The sequence below is a fragment of the Vibrio aphrogenes genome (genome assembly GCF_002157735.2).
In the GTDB taxonomy this organism is placed as follows: Bacteria; Pseudomonadota; Gammaproteobacteria; order Enterobacterales; family Vibrionaceae; genus Vibrio; species Vibrio aphrogenes.
Map to the genome: position 1 here is coordinate 1,340,512 of NZ_AP018689.1, position 19,293 is coordinate 1,359,804.

16 protein-coding genes and 1 pseudogene are annotated in these 19,293 nt (G+C 41.3%); 5 read left to right on the top strand and 12 right to left on the bottom strand.

Going from position 1 to position 19,293, the window contains the following annotated elements; all coding sequences use genetic code 11:
• The first annotated feature begins 151 nt into the window (after nucleotides 1-151).
• On the top strand, nucleotides 152-661 hold the full coding sequence (locus VCA1004_RS06105; RefSeq protein WP_086981789.1) for a helix-turn-helix domain-containing protein: 510 nt from the start codon (nucleotides 152-154) through the stop codon (nucleotides 659-661).
• Nucleotides 658-1,503 carry an IS3 family transposase gene (locus VCA1004_RS06110; RefSeq protein WP_086982454.1) on the top strand — a complete coding sequence of 282 codons (846 nt, stop codon included), beginning with the start codon at nucleotides 658-660 and terminating at the stop codon, nucleotides 1,501-1,503. Before VCA1004_RS06105 ends, VCA1004_RS06110 begins: the two co-directional genes overlap by 4 nt.
• Nucleotides 1,504-1,670: 167 nt before the next feature.
• On the opposite strand, the gene VCA1004_RS06115 is transcribed toward VCA1004_RS06110, so the two are convergent.
• The 3 genes from VCA1004_RS06115 to VCA1004_RS06125 form a co-directional block, all read right to left on the bottom strand.
• A complete protein-coding gene (locus VCA1004_RS06115; RefSeq protein WP_086984244.1) occupies nucleotides 1,671-2,585 on the bottom strand; it encodes an HNH endonuclease in 915 nt (304 codons plus the stop codon).
• 315 nt (nucleotides 2,586-2,900) lie between these two features.
• Nucleotides 2,901-4,097 carry an acetate/propionate family kinase gene (locus VCA1004_RS06120; protein ID WP_086984242.1) on the bottom strand — a complete coding sequence of 399 codons (1,197 nt, stop codon included), beginning with the start codon at nucleotides 4,095-4,097 and terminating at the stop codon, nucleotides 2,901-2,903.
• 269 nt (nucleotides 4,098-4,366) lie between these two features.
• Nucleotides 4,367-6,226 carry a DEAD/DEAH box helicase gene (locus tag VCA1004_RS06125; RefSeq protein ID WP_086984240.1) on the bottom strand — a complete coding sequence of 620 codons (1,860 nt, stop codon included), beginning with the start codon at nucleotides 6,224-6,226 and terminating at the stop codon, nucleotides 4,367-4,369.
• Nucleotides 6,227-6,648: 422 nt separating this feature from the next.
• Between VCA1004_RS06125 and rnb the strand changes: the two are divergent.
• A pseudogene (rnb, locus tag VCA1004_RS06130) lies at nucleotides 6,649-8,652 on the top strand (exoribonuclease II); the annotation flags it as partial.
• Nucleotides 8,653-8,930: 278 nt separating this feature from the next.
• Here the strand turns inward: rnb and VCA1004_RS06135 are convergent.
• Nucleotides 8,931-9,296, bottom strand: a complete 366-nt coding sequence (locus tag VCA1004_RS06135; RefSeq protein ID WP_086984236.1) for a DUF3024 domain-containing protein — start codon at nucleotides 9,294-9,296, stop codon at nucleotides 8,931-8,933.
• Nucleotides 9,297-9,554: 258 nt separating this feature from the next.
• Here VCA1004_RS06135 and VCA1004_RS06140 point away from each other — a divergent pair, with 258 nt between their 5' ends.
• A complete protein-coding gene (locus tag VCA1004_RS06140) occupies nucleotides 9,555-10,373 on the top strand; it encodes a phosphate ABC transporter substrate-binding protein (protein ID WP_086984234.1) in 819 nt (272 codons plus the stop codon).
• Nucleotides 10,374-10,529: 156 nt separating this feature from the next.
• Here VCA1004_RS06140 and VCA1004_RS06145 read toward each other — a convergent pair whose 3' ends face one another.
• Nucleotides 10,530-10,730, bottom strand: coding sequence for a hypothetical protein (locus VCA1004_RS06145; protein ID WP_086984232.1), 201 nt, complete (start codon nucleotides 10,728-10,730; stop codon nucleotides 10,530-10,532).
• Between the two features lie 281 nt (nucleotides 10,731-11,011).
• On the opposite strand from VCA1004_RS06145, the gene VCA1004_RS06150 reads away from it, so the two are divergent.
• On the top strand, nucleotides 11,012-11,581 hold the full coding sequence (locus tag VCA1004_RS06150; protein ID WP_086984230.1) for a PhnA domain-containing protein: 570 nt from the start codon (nucleotides 11,012-11,014) through the stop codon (nucleotides 11,579-11,581).
• A gap of 113 nt (nucleotides 11,582-11,694) precedes the next feature.
• On the opposite strand, the gene VCA1004_RS06155 is transcribed toward VCA1004_RS06150, so the two are convergent.
• The 7 genes from VCA1004_RS06155 to VCA1004_RS06185 all read right to left on the bottom strand — a co-directional run bounded on the left by VCA1004_RS06155 (nucleotide 11,695) and on the right by VCA1004_RS06185 (nucleotide 19,229).
• The gene (locus VCA1004_RS06155; RefSeq protein WP_086984228.1) at nucleotides 11,695-12,168 is read right to left on the bottom strand and encodes a DUF2947 domain-containing protein; all 474 of its coding nucleotides are present in this window, start codon (nucleotides 12,166-12,168) and stop codon (nucleotides 11,695-11,697) included.
• Nucleotides 12,169-12,184: 16 nt separating this feature from the next.
• A complete protein-coding gene (locus tag VCA1004_RS06160; protein WP_086984226.1) occupies nucleotides 12,185-12,775 on the bottom strand; it encodes an HD domain-containing protein in 591 nt (196 codons plus the stop codon).
• Nucleotides 12,775-14,397, bottom strand: coding sequence for a transcriptional regulator TyrR (gene tyrR, locus VCA1004_RS06165; RefSeq protein ID WP_086984224.1), 1,623 nt, complete (start codon nucleotides 14,395-14,397; stop codon nucleotides 12,775-12,777). The genes VCA1004_RS06160 and tyrR overlap by 1 nt, the downstream gene beginning before the upstream one ends.
• Nucleotides 14,398-14,621: 224 nt before the next feature.
• Nucleotides 14,622-15,752 carry a YcjF family protein gene (locus VCA1004_RS06170; protein WP_086984222.1) on the bottom strand — a complete coding sequence of 377 codons (1,131 nt, stop codon included), beginning with the start codon at nucleotides 15,750-15,752 and terminating at the stop codon, nucleotides 14,622-14,624.
• Nucleotides 15,749-17,158: a YcjX family GTP-binding protein gene (locus tag VCA1004_RS06175; RefSeq protein ID WP_086984220.1), complete on the bottom strand. Its 1,410-nt coding sequence runs from the start codon at nucleotides 17,156-17,158 to the stop codon at nucleotides 15,749-15,751. The genes VCA1004_RS06170 and VCA1004_RS06175 overlap by 4 nt, the downstream gene beginning before the upstream one ends.
• A 153-nt stretch (nucleotides 17,159-17,311) precedes the next feature.
• Nucleotides 17,312-17,506 carry a hypothetical protein gene (locus tag VCA1004_RS06180; RefSeq protein ID WP_086984218.1) on the bottom strand — a complete coding sequence of 65 codons (195 nt, stop codon included), beginning with the start codon at nucleotides 17,504-17,506 and terminating at the stop codon, nucleotides 17,312-17,314.
• Between the two features lie 205 nt (nucleotides 17,507-17,711).
• Nucleotides 17,712-19,229, bottom strand: a complete 1,518-nt coding sequence (locus tag VCA1004_RS06185) for a fumarate hydratase (RefSeq protein ID WP_086984215.1) — start codon at nucleotides 19,227-19,229, stop codon at nucleotides 17,712-17,714.
• Between the last annotated feature and the right edge of the window lie 64 nt (nucleotides 19,230-19,293).

Here is a 19,293-nt window from a genome sequence, read left to right on the forward strand (position 1 = left end):
TAAGCCCAATAATTCGAGCCACTACCAGATTCGAATACCACGAGACATGGTAATTGTTGAGGTAAAAACTCATTAAATTGCTGAGGTGTTGGTTCTTTATTAGACTTGAACTGACCCCCAATAGTTGGACACCAACATTGGGGGTTATTTTATGTCTAAGTACATCAGAGAATTAAAGCTGTGCATTGCTCAGCGTTGCCTTGATGGCGAATCATCGACATCTCTTGCAAAAGAGTTATCTATTCCTGCGAACCAAATTCGTTATTGGACTTCTGTTTACAGGATCCATGGTTCATCTTCATTTTTACCTCTTGATTATGAAAATTCCGCAGATTTTAAATTCTCGGTATTAAAATCAATGTGGGAAAATAACTGGTCTATAAGCCAAGCGAGTGCTGAATTCAATTTTTCTTCTAACGGGACTATTTCTGTTTGGTTAAAGCTTTATAATCAGTCGGGATTCCAAGGCTTACATTCCCGACCTAAAGGCAGACCATCTATGAAAACTCAATCAAATAAGCGTCCGACTAAACCTGATGAAGACATGTCACTTGATGAACTCAGAGAGGAACTGGCTTATTTGAGAGCGGAGAATGCTGTTCTAAAAAAGTTAGAGGAGCTGGACAAGTTAAAACGTCAAGCAGCAAAGAAAAAGCGTTGACTGTTCAAGCTCTAAAACACCAACACAAAATCCAGCATTTATTGCAATCCATTGGATTGCCCAAGAGTGTGTATTACTACCAATGCCAAGTGTTGAGCACTCCCGAGCCTTACGCGAATGAGATAGCGAGTATTGAAAGAATATTTCATAAGCATAAAGGTCGATATGGTTATCGACGCATTCATTATGCTTTACGTAGAGAAGGCATCTACTTAAATCATAAAACGGTTCAGCGCTTAATGGCAAAACTAGGGCTAAAATCGACCGTAAGACCGAAGAAATATCGTTCTTATAAAGGTGCGATTGGGCGTATTGCCCCGAATATTCTGAAGCGAGACTTTAAATCGACGAAACCAAATGAAAAATGGGTGACCGATGTGACGGAATTTAAAGTGGCAGGTGAAAAAGTCTATTTATCTCCTATCATCGATTTATTTAATCAAGAAGTCGTTAGTCATACTGTAGCGACCTCACCTAAATTACATCTCGTGACCGAGATGCTAGAGAAAGCGACGAGTAAGTTAAGTCAAGCGTCCTCGTTAACTTTACATAGTGACCAAGGGTGGCAATACCAACACCGTGATTATCGTAACAAGCTAAAAGAGAAAAGAATAAATCAGAGTATGTCGAGAAAAGGAAACTGTCTTGATAATGCTGTGGCTGAAAACTTCTTCGCACTTTTAAAAACAGAAATGTACCATGGTTACCACTTTGACAGTGCTGAGCAACTTATGGCATGCATTGATGAATATATTGATTATTACAATAACGATCGGATTAAGGTGAAATTAAAAGGCCTAACTCCGGTAGAATACCGAAATCAGGCCTTAGAAGCCGCATAACAGAAATGTCCAACTTTAAGGGGTCACTTCAACTGCACCTTGGCGTGAAGATAAACGCACACTTGTAGAGCTTTAGTGGTTAAGTCAACACCAGTAATTCTCCCAACAGTTAGACTCACTGAAAAGTTAGCCTGTTATTAGATAGGGAGTCTAATTATCTTGTTAGGTTACTTCATGAGCGCAAAAAGTGGCATTTTTTCATGTTTTCCTGACTTGATATCAAATTTATAGACGACACCTTGAACTTCATAGAAATCTGAAATTGAGTCTGTGAATATGACTGATGAAAGTTGCCCAAAGATACTAACTACACAAAAATTTCGTACAATGTAAACCCAGTGGTTTTGGTCATCAAACAATGAAGCTAACTCACTTAGTTCAAGCTGATTGGTGAAAAATACCTCATCGAGCATTTTCTGATTTTTGAGGCTAAGTCTGATTTTGTCAGCAGTTTGGTCTTGTAGATAACTATTTCCAAAATGGTAAATAAGCAACTCATACGCAATTTTTAAATGTAGAAGATTATGGTCATTTACATCCCATACAAAATTCCCAGTAAACTGGGGCTTTTCTACTGAGCGTTTACTAATGGTAGCATTTTCCCATAAGTGACTTTCTAGTTGTGCAAGCTGATTTTTAGAAACAGTCTTTCCTTGACTTTTAAAATGACGCTGGAGCTTCGTTCTAAGCATTTTCTTCACTTGACGTTGCTCTGTTTTATCAATTCTTAGGGAAATGCTGAAGTTAGAATCCTGCTGGTCAATGTCTATCTCAGGGAAAACAATCATATTGTTTTTGTCATCAACTCGGACTTTTCCGAGCTCTGCATGTTCATATGTGCCTGTAAAGGCATTAGGTGCAGATAGCTGCTTACCTTTAATATCGTGAACCTGACGTGCTAGCTGAAAATAAAAGTTGTTAGCCAAGCGTCCTTCAAAACCACTACCTAAATTACAGTTGCAAGTTTTACAGACGTTTTTGACTACAAGATTTCCACCAATGAATTCTGGGACTATATGTTCGTCAGTTAGTGGGTTTTCATCAGATATTTCGTTTTCACCAAGACATATAACACAAGTCAAAGTTAACCTCCTGTTTTGTAGCCTAACAAGTTATTAGACGGAAATAATCCATATAGTTCATTAAAACAAACTCATAGTAAAGGGCTGTAGATTTACTCAGTATCTAACACTAATCGAAAACAGATCTATATTTCTGATTCATACGCACTTAACTTCCCCATCCTTACCTTGGTTATAAATACCAAGTTTTTCTCTTTGGGCAAAAAAGGCATGAATTAAGAGCGCGTGATGTTGAGTTATAAGAAAACAATCTCCAATATGATAAACAAAAAAAACGAGCCACTTGGGCTCGCTTTTCTTCATAATGATTTAAGCTTATTTCAGTAATTCAACTGACTGCTGTGCAATCACGAATTCTTCATTGGTTGGGATAACCAACGCTTTAGCACCTAATAGCTCAGATGAACCAATTTCGCCACCCTCACCAAATCTTGCGGCTTCATTACCTTTCTCGTCTTCAACGAAGCCAAGAATTTTCAAGTTATTTAAAATCTCACGACGAATTGGAAGTGAGTTTTCACCGATGCCGCCAGTGAAGACAATCGCATCTAGAGAATCTAATGAAGCTAAGTAAGAAGTGATGTATTTCGCAACACGGTAAGTGAAGATTTCGAATGCTAATTTAGCACGAGCATTGCCTTCATCCATTGCTTCTAATACGCCACGAGCATCGCTTGTGATACCTGATACACCTAGGAAGCCAGATTTTTTGTTCAACATTTCGAACAATTCATCTTTTTCCCAGCCTTTACGGAACAGGAATTCGATAACGCTTGGGTCGATATCACCACAACGAGTACCCATCATTAGACCTGCTAATGGTGTTAAACCCATACTGGTATCAACACATTGGCCATTTTTAACTGCGCTAACAGAAGCACCATTACCTAAGTGAACTGTAATGTAGCTGCTGTTATCAACTGGCTTGTTCACCATTTTTGCCGCTTCACGACTGACATAATAGTGGCTTGTACCATGAGCACCATAACGACGTACTTTATGTTGTTCATATAATTCATAAGGAAGCGCGTACATAAACGCTTTCGGTGGCATAGTTTGGTGGAAAGCAGTATCGAATACAGCAAATTGTGGTAGAGATGGGAAAGCTTTCATTGCCGCTCTCATCCCTTCTGCGTTTGCTTTGTTATGAAGAGGAGCAAGTTCAGCAAGGCGCTCAACTTCTTCAATCACTTTTTCATCTACTTGCACTGTGCCTTTGAAAGTTTCACCGCCGGCTACGATACGGTGTCCAACAGCAACAAAATCAGAAGTTAGCCCTAAAGTATTTAGAAGCTTCACTACGCGTTCTACAGCGTATTGATGATGGCTACCATCATATTGGATAGCTTCGGATGTCTTTTCTCCTTGGTACTTCCAACTCATTCTAGAATCTTCTAGTCCAAAACATTCACCTAGCCCCGTTAAAACGGCATCCCCTGTGACTGAATTGATAACGGCAAATTTTAATGAAGAACTGCCGGAATTGATCACTAATACATATTGATTTGACATGAGATTCTCTTTCTACCTTTTGTGAAGATACACACTATAGTCGTGAATAGTGTTCTTTGCATTACATTATTCAATATTTTTTTAATCTTTCAACTTTATTTTGGTAATTTCAGAAATGGTTACAAAATTGATTGATCTAAGACAAGTCAGGATTTCTTTTAGTAAGAAAATAAATTCAATTAATGTATAGGCCCATTAATGCAAAAAGCCGAGATAACTTATCGTAATCTCGGCTTTTAAAACTAACTACAAACAGTAGTGAAGATTAATTAACTTTCGCGGTTACCACGTGGAGCCGGTTTGCTTTTAGGGCCACGGTTGCGATCAAAACGACGCTCACCACCATTGCCTTCACGACGACCACGATGGCCTTCACCACCACGACCGCGGAAACCGCCACCATCACGTCCGCCTTCACGACGAGGACCGCCAGAACGAGGGCCACGAGACTCACGGAAGTCATCAAAATCACAAACCACAGCACCGACTTCTTTTTGACGAATGCGTAATTTCTTAAGTTTGCCAGCCACTTCTGAAGTCATTGCTTTCGGTAACTGAACAAATGTATGACCTTGTGCAAGTTTAATCGCACCGATTGAATGTTTAGTTAAACCTAATTCGTTTGCTAATGCGCCAACGATGTCTTTAACTTGAACGCCACTATCACGGCCAACTTGTAATTGGTAAGTATCCCAATCTTGCTTGTTGCCACCGAATGAACGACCTTCACCACGGCCACCGTCACGAGGGTTTTCACGACGCTCTTTACGACGTTTGTTATCACGCTCAATCGCTTCGATCATTGGGTCTGGGCCTTTATAGAATAAAGGACGTTTACCTTGTTGACGTTTTAGCAAGATAGCAGCTAATGTCGCGGCATCGATCTCTAAAGACGTTTGCAGTTTTTCAATCAACTCAACAAAGCTATCTAACGATGCGTTTTCTTTATCGGCTTCAAGCTCTGCGCTCAATTTCACTAAACGAGCTTCTGCCACTTTATCACGTTGTGGAAGTTGAATTTCTTCCATACCTGATTTAGTAACACGCTCAATGGTGCGTAGCATGCGCATTTGATTTGGGCGAACAAGCAAGATCGCTTTACCTGTACGTCCAGCACGGCCTGTACGACCAATACGGTGGATGTAAGATTCAGTATCAAATGGGATATCGTAGTTGAATACGTGCGTAATACGCGGCACATCAAGACCACGAGCAACAACGTCGGTTGCGACAAGAATATCGATCACGCCACGTTTGATGTTATCAACGGTACGTTCACGCTGAGCTTGAGGGATATCACCATGAAGTGCAGCTGATTTAAAGCCACGTGCTGATAACCAATCAGATAAACGCTCAGTATCTTGACGTGTACGAACGAATACGATTGAAGCATCTGTGTCTTCTGTTTCAAGTAGACGAGTCATTGCTTCGTCTTTCTCTACGCCTTTTACGACCCAGAAGTTTTGCTCAACTTTTGCAACCGTACGGTTTTCACCAGCAACGTCAACACGTGCAGGATTACGTAGGAAGCGATCAACGATGGTTTTCACCATTGGAGGCATGGTTGCAGAGAATAAAACACGTTGTGCTGATTCAGGTGCTTGTTCCATGATCCAAGTTACATCATCAACAAAACCCATTTTAAGCATTTCGTCTGCTTCATCTAAAACGAAGGTTTTTACTTCGTCTAGCTGTAAAGAGCGACGATTAATAAGATCTTTTACACGTCCCGGCGTACCCACAACAATGTGAGAACCTTTTTTCAAAGCACGCATTTGTTCAACGATAGAGGCACCACCGTAAATCTCTGTCACGTTTAGGCCTTTGATGTTTTGACCTAGTGTTTTGATTTCAGCAGCAACTTGGATCGCTAACTCACGAGTTGGCGCCATGATGATGGTTTGTGGTTTATATTGCTTAAGATCGATTTTATTCAAGATCGGCAAAGAGAACGCGGCAGTTTTACCTGTACCTGTCTGTGCTTTACCTAGTGCATCTTTACCTTCTAAAAGGTGAGGAATTGACGCAGCTTGAATTGGAGTTGGTGTTTCAAATCCCATCGAGTTTAGAGCTGAAAGAATATCTTGGTTAAGATCTAGATCGACAAATTTGATTTGATTTTCTGACATGGGGTTCCTACTAATTTTAAGGAAAATCTCGGTCCCATTCAGCTCAACTACCTCTAATACCTACCCTAAAATCTAGTATCCATACATATCATGGATTAGGTAGAAAACGCCTTAAGCTGTTGCGGGACATCTATAAGGGAGGCGTATTCTGCCTGACAATCATAAAAAAAGCTAGGAAAAATTGAATTTCATCACATTTTTACTGTTATTCGCTCATATTTCATAAAAAACCATAAAAAACCTTTATATCTAGCCGTCTAAAAGTCCATCAAAAATAAAAAATAGTATGAATCTAAGGTCAAGAGCGCACATTAGATTTTTACCTTCTAAACAGTTTTACTTTAATAAAGTGGTAATCCCCGACGGCAATCATTATAGTGTGCCGATAAATTTTCACTCAAAATAGTTAAAGAATTACACACATGTTTTCAGACAATCCTTTACTTGCGCAACTTAAACAACAGATGAAAGAAAACCTACCAAAGAAAGAAGGTACGGTAAAAGCAACAGACAAATCATTTGGGTTTTTAGAAGTTGATAATAAAACCAGTTATTTCATTGCGCCCAACTTCATGAAGAAGTGTATTCATGGTGATAAAGTTATTGCCATTATTCGTTCTGAAAATGATAAAGAAAGCGCAGAACCGGATGAGTTAATTGAACCTGCTTTAACACGTTTTATTGCGCGTATTAAGCTATTTAAAGGCCGATTGAATGTCGTTCCAGATCATCCTCAACTGAAAAAGCTTTCTTTAAAAGCCAAAGCTCGTAAAGGTTTGAACCCTGAAACTCTGAAAGACGGTGATTGGGTTGTGGCTCATTTAGTCGATCACCCGCTTGCTAAAGACTGTGATAAAGACAACTTTTTTGTTGAAATTTCAGAAAAAATCACCGATGCCGACGATAAAATTGCGCCTTGGTGGGTAACATTGGCACAAAATGATTTACCTAACAGTGAACCTCAAGGCTTACCTGAAGGTGAAACTTGGCAGTTAAAAGATGATGAAGCATTACAGCGTCGTGATTTAACCCACATTCCATTTGTGACAATTGATGGCGAATCGACCAAAGATATGGACGATGCTTTGTATGCAGAAACCACCGATAATGGGGACTTTAAATTAACCATTGCGATTGCTGACCCAACTGCTTATATCACGCCTGACTCAGATATGGACACTGTCGCCCGTAAGCGTGGCTTCACCATTTATCTACCTGGTCGTAATATTCCAATGTTGCCACGTGATTTGGCTGATGATTTGTGTTCATTAAAACAAGATGAACTTCGTGTGGCGTTATGCTGCTCGGTAACGGTCTCTAAAGATGGTGTGATCGGTAATGATATTGAGTTTTTTGCTGCGAACATTCAATCACATGCCCGCCTTGCTTATGACCCTGTTTCAGATTGGTTAGAAACCGGCTCAAGTGAGCAGTGGCAACCCAACGAAACCATTGCTCAAGTCGTTTCAAGCTTACATCAATTGGCTCAAGCTCGTGCACAATGGCGTCAAAACCATGCGGTTGTTTTCCCAGGTCGTCCTGACTATCGTTTTGAACTTAGCGAAGATAACGACGTCATCGCCATTCATGCCGATATGCGCCGCACCGCCAATAAATTAGTTGAAGAAGCCATGATCACAGCGAATATCTGTGCTGGTACTGCGCTGAAATCAGCCTTCAATTCGGGTATTTTTAATACTCATGCGGGTTTTAAAGAAGACAAATTAAAAGAAGTCATTGAACTGACTAACCCAAATGGTGAACTGCCTTTTACGGTTGAAAGCATTACTACCCTAGAAGGCTTCAGTGCTCTGCGTCGTTGGCTGGCAGCACAAGAAGAAAGTTATTTAGATAACCGTATTCGTAAATTCCAAGCTTATAGCGAAATTAATCATCAACCTGAGCAACACTTTGCTATGGGGCTAGATATTTACGCGACTTGGACTTCTCCTATTCGTAAATACGGCGACATGATTAACCATCGTATGCTCAAAGCTTTGGTATTGAACAAAGAGCCGGTACAAGTCCCCGATGAAACAGTCGGTGAAGAACTGTCTTTGTGTCGTCGCTTCCACAATATGGCAGAGCGCAACGTGGCTGATTGGCTATACGCTCGTACCTTACTTAATGAACCGAAAAACGAGACCAAATTCCAAGCCGAAATTTTTGATATCAACCGTGCTGGAGCGCGTGTTCGTTTATTAGAAAATGGCGCAGCGGCCTTTATTCCATGTTCTCAAATCATAGACAATAAAGAGCGCATTTCTGCTTCTCGTGAATTGGGCACGATTCAAATCGACGGTCATGTTGAGTTTAAATTAGGTGATGTTATTGAAGTCACCTTAATTAAAGTCAGCATCGAAAACCGAAATATTGTTGCGAAACCGACACAGACTTTTGCACCACTGCCTGACTCTGTTGAAACTAAGGTAACTGACGAAGTGAATATGGCTGGCGAAGCTGAGTCCTCAAAAGAAGCTAAGTCATCAAAAGAAGCTGACTCAACACCAGAAAATCAGGCAACCAAAGTACCGCCAAGCGACACACAGTAAAACTGAGCCGCTATTTTAAGCGGTGTTTACAAGTGAGCTAAAGATAAATCAAAGGCTACTCATACTCTGAGTAGCCTTTTTGCTTTGGTTTATTTTTTGGGCTTAACTGCATATAGAGTTTAACGATCAATATGGTTTACCTTAAATATGATTTAACCCCAAATACATTCCTCAGCATCTTTTTCAACGACCGCTAATAAAAACATAGCATCTTGATGAGCAAAGTGAATGGGGTGCGGCAACCATTCAGGTTCGGATAACGCATTGCTATCGGCATTGTTGATATACAATTCCCACCGTTCATGTTTTGAGTCATAGTTCATTTTTGCCACTTCAAGAAGATGGTCACAATGCATTGAGTCAATGGAATAAATTTCATTAGAGAAAATGATAACATGGCGCTGCTGATCGCCTTCAAAACACGCTTTCCCCTGTCCAACCGGTACACTACCATTGCGATAATGACACAATTGTTCCGCTCGTTTCATCAAACGCCACCAATCTAGCTCACTGCACATAAGCTTCCGCCTCCTTGATGTTCGAATGCTCTTAATGATTATCCGCCTTCTTTCTCCAATAATCCTAGCTGCTCATCAAATAATCCTCAAACGACGAGATTAACGCTGCCTTCTCTACCTAAATAAAAGCAGCAAGCCAGCCACCATCATTAACAATAAGTAACTAAATTTAAATTAAAAATCTCCTTTGATTCACAGAAATGTCACAGGAAAGACATATAATATTTTTCATCTTAATTAATTGTCGGAGATGTTCACATGTTTCGAGTATTGCTCGCTTCCCTTTTATCTTCTCTGGTACTTATTTCAACGGTGCAAGCCAAGCAAATTGTAGTATCAGGTTCCAGTTCTGTTGCGCGGGTTATGGATGTGTTAGCCGAAAAATATAATCAAACTCACCCTGATGATTATATTGCGGTTCAAGCGGTAGACTCTACCGCTGGTATTGTACTAGCCACTAAAGGTGTAGCAGATTTAGGCATGAGTTCGCGTTATTTAACCGAGGGAGAAGCCAAGGATCACATTGCGATTGTCCCTATTGCTCATGACGGGCTGGCTATTGCGACCAATATCTTAAACCCCGTTGATACATTAACACGTGAACAATTAGCCAAAATTTATTTAGGTGAAATTAAAAATTGGAAAGAAGTTGGTGGTCATGATCAAGCCATTGCGGTGGTGACACGCGAAGCCTCTTCTGGCTCTCGTTACAGCTTTGAAACCTTGCTCGGCTTAACCAAAGTTGTCAATCAACACCATGTTTCTAATATTCATGCCAAAAATCTGGTCGTAAATAGTAACGGCATGATGAAAACCTTAATCAATCACAACACCCAAGCGATAGGTTTTGTTTCCATCGGCTCACTCGATAAATCAATAAAAGCGATTAAATTAGATGGCATTGCTCCTACGGCGGAAAATATTTCGTCAGAACAATATAAATTAGCTCGCCCTTTCCTCGTGGTGTATAAAAAAGACAGTTTGAAGGCTCCTGCCAAACAATTTTTAGATTATGTGTTATCGAAAGAAGGCCAGAGTTTGATTGCAAGTTACGGTTACACCGCCATCAAACAGTAAGCGTACTCAGCACGGCTTGATAGAACAGAAAATTGAACGGAATTTAAAGCATAAAAAATGACCCATATTTCGATGGGTCATTTTTAAAAAGTCATTCCTGACTTATAAATCAATACGTTAAGCGTCAGTGAGTATGTTAAACCTTAATTTATAAGATCAATGTTGTTGCGCTAATTGACTCACGGTATCGGATAGAGAATCCATACCAGATTGGAAACGGTCAGCTGCATCTTCGATAGAGTCTTGAACTTCTTCCATATCACGTAAATTTAGGACATCCATGATCTCATCTTGGTATTTGATTCCAATACCAACGCCAAGTGCAACGAGTAGGATCCCAAAAATCAACTTACTCATAATTACCTTATTCTCCCTACTGCAATATGACGCTCAGTTTACACAAGTTCAACACCTCATCCAATACCATTGATAGATCACATAGTAGTAATCTTTTGATGTCTGCTATTTTTAACCTGAGATCAGACTCAATTCAGCGAAATATCATGAAATAAACCGCGCGTGATTATTTATCTATACTGAATTTACCCACTTAAACACCATATTTCCTTTTAATTAGTATGGATAACATGGATAATAGCGGGCTTAAAATTCATCCTTGAACATATTAGGTAAACATTATGTCAACAGAAGCTACGCTACTTGCCCGTTGCGAATCAAAATGTGAGCTATGCTCTTCAACTACATCATTGGCTCCATTTGTTGTGGCACCTCACACCCAAATCACCGTTGATCACGCGGTTATGATTTGTGACACTTGTCGCGCACAAGTTGAATCTCCAGAAGACATGGATGTAAACCACTGGCGTTGTCTTAACGACAGCATGTGGAGCCAAGTACCACAAGTACAAGTGCTTGCATGGCGTCAACTGACTCATCTTTCTCGTAAAGGTGAAACTTGGGCTAACGAACTTTTAGATATGATGTATCTAGAAGACGAAACCAAGAACTGGGCTGAAATCGGCATGGATGAAGACGAAGAAAAACCTCGTGACGTAAATGGTGTGGAGCTTAAAAAAGGTGACGACGTTACCATCATTAAAGACCTACCAATCAAAGGTTCTTCTCAAGTCATCAAACAAGGTACGGTTGTACGTGGTATTAGCCTTGCCGATGATCCTAAATTGATTTCAGGTAAAGCAAACGGCCAATCTATGTACATCATCGCTGAGTACTGCCGTAAGAAGTAATTCAACATATTGAATTCAATAAAAAAATGCCGCTTTATGTTAAGCGGCATTTTTGTTGGTAATTTAGCGTTGTTGGGGCTTATACCAATCGTACTAATTATAAGTGATTAATATTAGACACGTTGACCAAGCTTCACCGTGCCATTGGTGTTAAACCATAAAACTTCAGAGCGACGACGACCAATTAAGAGCGGGCCATCATCGAAAAATAAAAAGTTTTTCCAATGCTTTTTAAACACTGACCACTTGGTTTCGATAATGTTGTACTTCTCATAACAAAAGTAAACCGTCACATCATCTTGCCAATTAATATAATCTAAAATCGCTTGTGGTAACTCAGGCTCATCGGCCTCCCACGCTTCTGACCAATCAATTTCATCATGCCAATTACTGGCTTTGCTTGCCCAATCTGACGGACTTAACCGTTCTGCATCTGGACTTTGTTTGCTGATATTTTCAATCCACAGTTGAGCAGCTCGTTGCGGTGGAATAGGCTTAATTTGCACTAAATCTTCTGCGGGTACAGGCATGGATTGATGGGTGAAAATCCATTTTCTTTGGTATTCGTCCAAAGGTATATAAGGCATAACATCTCGCTTTGTATTATTGATCTTTTAACCAGCCATTATTCACGGCATCGGCAACCATTTGCTGTGCTTTATCCCATAATGCGGCAGAACCATATTCAATTCTTGCATTGACGGTTAACGCTTGAGTTTTCGTTACACCGTGCTCCATCCAGCTTTGACCATTATTATAATAGTTCAACAACATGGGGATCAGTCGGTCTAAAGATTTCGCAAATTTGGCTTCTGCGGTTTGCGCCGCTTCAAACTCTTGCCAAATTGCCATAAATGCGTCGCCTTGCTCTTGCGGTAACATGCCAAACAAACGCTTAGCGGCTTTTAATTCATTGTCAGCTTGCACTTGTGACGCCGCCGTATCATACACAAACGTATCACCCGCATCGATCTCAACCACGTCATGTAGCAATAACATTTTAACGACTTTGGTGATATCGACTGGCTCATTGGCGTGCTCTTCTAGTAACAATGCCATTAAAGCCACGTGCCAACTATGCTCAGCTGTATTTTCTAAACGCCCTTCTGCCGATTTCACGCGCGTACGGCGCAATACGGTTTTGAGTTTATCAAGCTCCATTAGTAGCTCAATCTGTTTATGTAATCGTTCCATTATGATTTTCTGATCCCATAATCACGTAATTTGTTGGCAATCGAGGTATGTGACACTTCTAGGCGTTTTGCCAACTTACGGCTTGATGGGAAGGATTGATATAAACGCTCCAAAATTTGCGCTTCGTGCTTACGCATCATTTCATCTAACGATCCTTCGAGCGTGAAAATTTCCGATTGAGTGTCAAATACAGATCGGCTGGCTTGCAAAGTGGGTAGTTGGAAATGCTCAAATTTCAGAACATCATCATCAAGTTGAGTCATAGCACGTAAAACCGAGTTTTCTAATTGACGAATATTACCCGGCCAAGGATACAAGGTGAGTTGTTCAATCAAATCCTCATCGTAACTGGGTACTTTCAAACCCAGTTGTTGAGCATATTTCGCCACGAACATATCCACTAACGGCAAGACATCACTACTGCGTTCTCGTATTGACGGAATACTTAAATTAAGAACATTTAAACGGTAATATAAATCTTCGCGGAACGAGCCTGATTGCGTCAATTGCGATAAGGTTTGTTTGGTTGAGGCGATCACTCTCACATCTACATGCATTTCTTTTTCTTCCCCGACTCGGCGGAATGAACCATCTTGTAAAAAACGCAGTAACTTGATTTGTAAATGAGGGCTCATTTCCCCAATTTCATCGAGAAAGACAGTGCCTTTGTCGGCTTGTTCGAAAATACCTTTTTGTGCCACTTCATGGTTAAACGCCCCCGCAGCATTACCGAAAAGTTCGGTTTCAGCAGCATCATCTGGCATAGAAGCACAACTTAACACTAAGAATGGTTCATTAGAACGATGTGAGCGATTATGGCAGGCTCGTGCCAACATTTCTTTACCGGTTCCTGTTTCCCCTTCAATCAACAACGGTTGATCAAGCATGGCGAGCTTTTTCGCTTGCGAAATTAAACGCTGATGATGGTTAGATACCCCAACAAAGTGTTCAAATCCCAGCGGATTATAATCAGGAATGGAGGTCAGTTTGGTTTCGGATAAGACAATCGGCTTTAACATGATCACTGCACTGGCCAGAATCGCTTCACCAGAATCGCTGTAAATCATCACCGGCATCACATCCATCAAATAATTGAGCCCTTCAATGGTGATCTTATCGCGATAACGCAATAGCCCTTCGTCAAACTGCCCTTGCTTAGGTTTAATTTCGCCACCAAACAAGGCCTTAAACCAAGGCGCAGACTTTAAATTCGGAATGTAATGAAAAATACTAAAGGTTTGAATTTCTTTGACGCTCACTTTAAAAAGGGATAACGCACAAAAGTTAGCCATTTCAATATCCCCTTTCAGGTTTATTGAAATTACAGGATCGGGCAAAGTATCTAGGATCGCATTTAGCTCAGTGCTTTCACGTTCACTCGGCATAAATGGAATTTTACGAACATCCGTTACCCCATTAATTTGACGAATTTGCGCCATTAAGGCACTGAAGGTATGAAATTCTACGTCAGGGCAATTGAGATAGATAACCCCCGGTTGTCCAACTTCAATTCCGTGGGTGCTGAGTTCGATTCCACGTAAATCAATGTTTTTCGAAGCGAGGATGTCTAATAATTCTCGGGTAAGGCCAATACGGTCTTGGCATTGAACTTCTAATCGCACGTTCTGGTTCCTACAAAGTGTCACGAAAAGTTGACAGTAGTGTGTTGTATGTATGGAATTTCGTCAAGAAAATACCGTACGCGACGGGTTAATCACGAAAAACCTTTTCAATAACAGTGCGCGACTTTGTTTACACACTGTTTTTAACCTGCAAGTATAGACCTTATTATCATGGTTTGTTCTACCGGAATAAACCACGACATTAGTGTACATATAAAGCGTTATTATTTTTCTTCCGATTTACCCATGACTCGACCTACCACCAGCTTGCGGATCTCGCTTAACCGTACTGCTTTATCTTTGCGCCATGGTAACGGACGCAATAAAGCCATGGCTTTGATCCCAAGTCGACCAGTCAGTAAACCAACCCCAATACCTTGTGCTGCTCGAGTGGATATTTTCCCGGCAACTCCCAATGACATCACGTTGGTGCCGATATCGACCGCCAGCTCACTGGCTCCTGCCGCCGCCATATTAATAAATACCAGTTTGATTAAGCGAATGCGTGACCAATACCCCAGCTCTACGCCGTAGATTTTGCCCAGTTCATCGATCATTTTAAAATTACGCCACGCCACAAGCAGCATGTCAGCAATCGCCAGTGGACTCACCGCGACTAATACGGCCGATTCTGTTGAATACGTGGCGACAACCTTCTTCGCTTGCTTGTCTTGTTGAGCAATCACCATATCATCGTAAAGCTCAATCACATCAGCGTCATTGTGATTGTCATTCACGGTTTTGATCCAGCGATCGTATCCGGCATGTTCCAGTGTCACGCCAGCTTGATTTGCCAGTTCTTCACAAAAAGGTTTCGCTTGCCCGATATGATGAGATTCAATGAAATCCATCGCTTGCTCTTGGCTACTCAATTGTTTACGTAATCGACGCAGTTTCCAGAGCTCTTTTAGCGTAGCGCTAATCCCCAATGAGGCGAGAGCGGCGATAAACCCTGTCCAACCAAGTGTCAGCCAATCCGATTGTTGATAAGCTTGCACCACACTTTCAACACATTGCCACCCAACCAAACCGCTAAAGGCCACCACCATACCACTAACAAGCCAGCGTTTCTTTGAACGTGGACGTATGATGTTTACCATCTCATTTTCAAGTGGGTTTTCTGCGCTTAACTCCAATTGAGCTTGAGTCATGGGCACAAATTCAGTGGTCTCATCAAAGCGAATGGTGTGGCTTACCTTATCTGATGAGTACGGCTCATTCGGCTCTGCGTACGGCGCACCTTTATCGGTTGAGTGTGATCTCTCACTATTTAAATCTGATTTATCACTATTCAAGTCAGGTTTATCGCTAGTAAAAACCACCCTTGTTTTATATTCTGGCTTATCTTGGCTCATCGCAACTTATCCCCTAATAAAAACTGCAAAGCTTTATCCATCCGAATATGCGGCAACGCTTGATCATGCGGAATGACTAATGGCCTAAATTGATAAAATTCAAAACCATTGCCTTGCCAGTATTCTCGTTGTGGCAGCTTAGGTGGCACTTCTCCAGGAAAAAGTGTAATGGTTTCTTCTGCTAAGGTCGTGCCTTTAATTGCTTGCAGCGTCGTCTCTCCCGCTTGCGCATAACCGGGCATCGTAGCTTGAATTGAGGCTAAGCTTATACACTCCATATCAATGCCTTCATAAGAAACATGTTGCCACGCTTCATGCACCAATTGTTGCAGTAGTGACACCATGTTGACATGTTGATCAGGGGTGACGTGATCCGCTTTGGTGGCCGCAAATAAAACTTTATCGATCTTAGCGGAGAATAGACGTTTTAATATCGAGTTACGTCCATATTTAAAGCTTTGCATCAATTGACTGATAGCCCCGCTCATATCCATAAAAGAATCATAGCCAGAGTTGAGCGGTTGCAAACAGTCCACTAACACAATTTGTCGATCAAAGGTTGAAAAGTGCTCTTGATAAAAGGCTTTAACAATCTTCTTCTTGTACTCATTAAAGCGTGAACGCAACATCGCATAACCACTACTGCGCTTAATTTCGGTAACGGGTTTGCCATTGTCATCGGTTTCTATTTCCACAGGGAAAAACTGCAATACTGGCGCACCAATTAGTTCACCCGGTAACACAAAACGCCCTGGTTGTACCCAATGAAGTCCGGCGTCTTTGCAAGCATGAAGATAATCGGTATAAGCTTTAGCCAATTCTGCCACGCGGTTTTCATTGGCCGGCGCAAACATATCAAAATGATTCAGCTTCACTAACCATTGTTTCGCCAAAGTAGAGCGTAGTTCACTGCCCGCTTTTTCCCCTTTAAGCAATTGCATTTGGCTTTGAGACCATTCTTCAAAGCTCATATCAAGCAAAGGCAAATCGAGTAACCATTCGCCCGGATAATCAACAATATCGAGATACAGGGTTGCCGTACTTTTTAATAAACGTCGTGCACCCTTTTTGGGGGTAAAACGAATCGCTAAACGAATCTCACTGACATCTCGAGTAGGCTCTGGCCATTGTGGTGGGGTCGCATTGAGTTGCTCTATCGCTAAATCATAATCAAATCTTGGCACCATTAAATTCGTTTGCGGGATACGCTTAGCCCCCAACAATTGTTTGTTGCGACTCGATTCAAAAAGCGGCAAATTATCTTGAGTTGAGCTATTTAAAAGCTGATTGACGAGTGAAGTGATAAACGCCGTTTTACCAGCACGCGATAAGCCCGTGACTGCCAACCGTAAATGTCGGTCGAGACTGCGTTTTACAAAATCATTCACTTCTTGTTTGATCTTCATTGATTAACCTCAAGTTCGAATAAGCGCGGCAACCTTATTTCTGTCACAACCAGTGCAAGTGTATTGAGAATATCACATTGTGCTTTTTGTAGAAAAAACAAAGGCTCGCATTTACTTAAAATACGAGCCTTTGATATTGAATCAAGAGTAAATTTAATCTTCTTCAATCAATTTATAAATAACGAACAGTGAGATTTCTAATAACAGGCCTAAGACAACGGTCATCACCGCAAACCAGTTGTTCGCCGTGTTAAAAATAGCAATCCCGTGCAAAATCATCTGCACACCCACGTAACCACCTACAACGATTGCGATCAAGATTTGTAAAATTTGTACAAAACGCGGCATAAAATCTCCTAAGCATTCAGTCTGTTAACTATTTTGTTAATGAAACTATAATCAATTTAACACGATTAGTCAGGAAAATTTTGCTTGAAGGTAGTAATAACATTAAACAAGCCGTTATTCCGTGCATGCACCAGAGCAAAGAAGCTAGAAAATCTCCAGTAACATGCAGAATTTCTAGCAACATACAGGCTCTTTATTGTTAAATTTACTTTTCCATTTCAGCGATTTTCACTTTCCAAGTGTCGGGGCCGATTTGGTGGGCATTTGCACCTGTTGAATCCACTGCCACGGTGACAGGCATATCTTCAACTTCAAATTCGTAAATCGCTTCCATACCAAGATCTTCAAATGCCACCACACGCGCTTTCTTAATCGCTTTTGCCACTAAGTAAGCTGCGCCGCCTACGGCCATCAAATAAACCGATTTGTTCTTTTTAATCGACTCGACCGTTGCCGCACCACGTTCTGCTTTACCAATCATGCCCATAATGCCGGTTTCTTCTAACATCATGTCAGTAAATTTATCCATACGAGTCGAGGTTGTTGGGCCAGCAGGACCAACCACTTCATCACGTACTGCATCTACCGGACCTACGTAGTAAATAAATTTACCGTTCAGATCGACACCTTCTGGCAAACCTTCGCCACTTTGTAACATGCCTTGAATACGTTTATGCGCTGCATCACGACCCGTTAAGATTTTGCCAGAAAGCAGAACCGTTTCACCAGTGCGCCATTGTTGAACATCTTCTTTCGTTACGGTATCTAGGTTCACACGACGGGTATTGGCACCCGCTTCCCAAGTAATTTGTGGCCAATCTTCTAATTTCGGTGGCGTTAATTGTGCAGGGCCTGAACCGTCTAATGTGAAATGAACATGACGCGTCGCCGCACAGTTTGGAATTAAACACACTGGTTTAGAGGCGGCGTGTGTAGGTGCAGTTTTGATTTTCACATCCACGACCGTAGTTAAGCCACCTAAACCTTGTGCGCCAATACCCAGTTTATTGACACGATTGAAGATATCTAAACGTAATTCTTCTTCTGCGTTTTGTGGACCACGTTCGATCAATTCATGAATATCAATGTGTTCCATTAAGGATTCTTTCGCTAGTACGGCCGCTTTTTCAGCCGTACCGCCAATACCAATACCAAGCATGCCCGGTGGACACCAGCCTGCCCCCATAGCTGGAAGTGTTTTTTCTACCCACTCGGCAATATCATCCGATGGGTTGAGCATCACCATTTTGGTTTTGTTTTCAGAGCCGCCGCCTTTCGCCGCAATTTGAATCTCAACTTTATTGCCAGGCACCATATTGATGTGCACCACTGCTGGCGTATTGTCTTTAGTATTAATACGTTTGCCTGCTGGGTCAGATAATACGGAAGCACGCAATGGATTATCTGGGTTGGTGTACGCTTGACGCACCCCTTCATCCACCATTTGCTGAACCGTCATATCGGTTTCGTCCCAGCGAACGTCCATACCAATATTGACAAAGCAGGTCACAATCCCGGTATCTTGACAAATAGGACGATGACCTTCTGCTGCCATACGAGAGTTAATTAAGATTTGTGCAATCGCATCTTTAGCAGCTTGGCTTTCTTCTTTATGGTAAGCCTTTTCAAGCGCTTGGATAAAATCCATTGGGTGATAATAAGAGATATATTGAAGGGCATCAGCAACACTGCTGATCACATCTTGCTTACGAATGACGGTCATACTTGCCTCTACATTATTATAATTGGGTCAGGTCAAGACTGGGGTCATGGTTCATTAAATATGT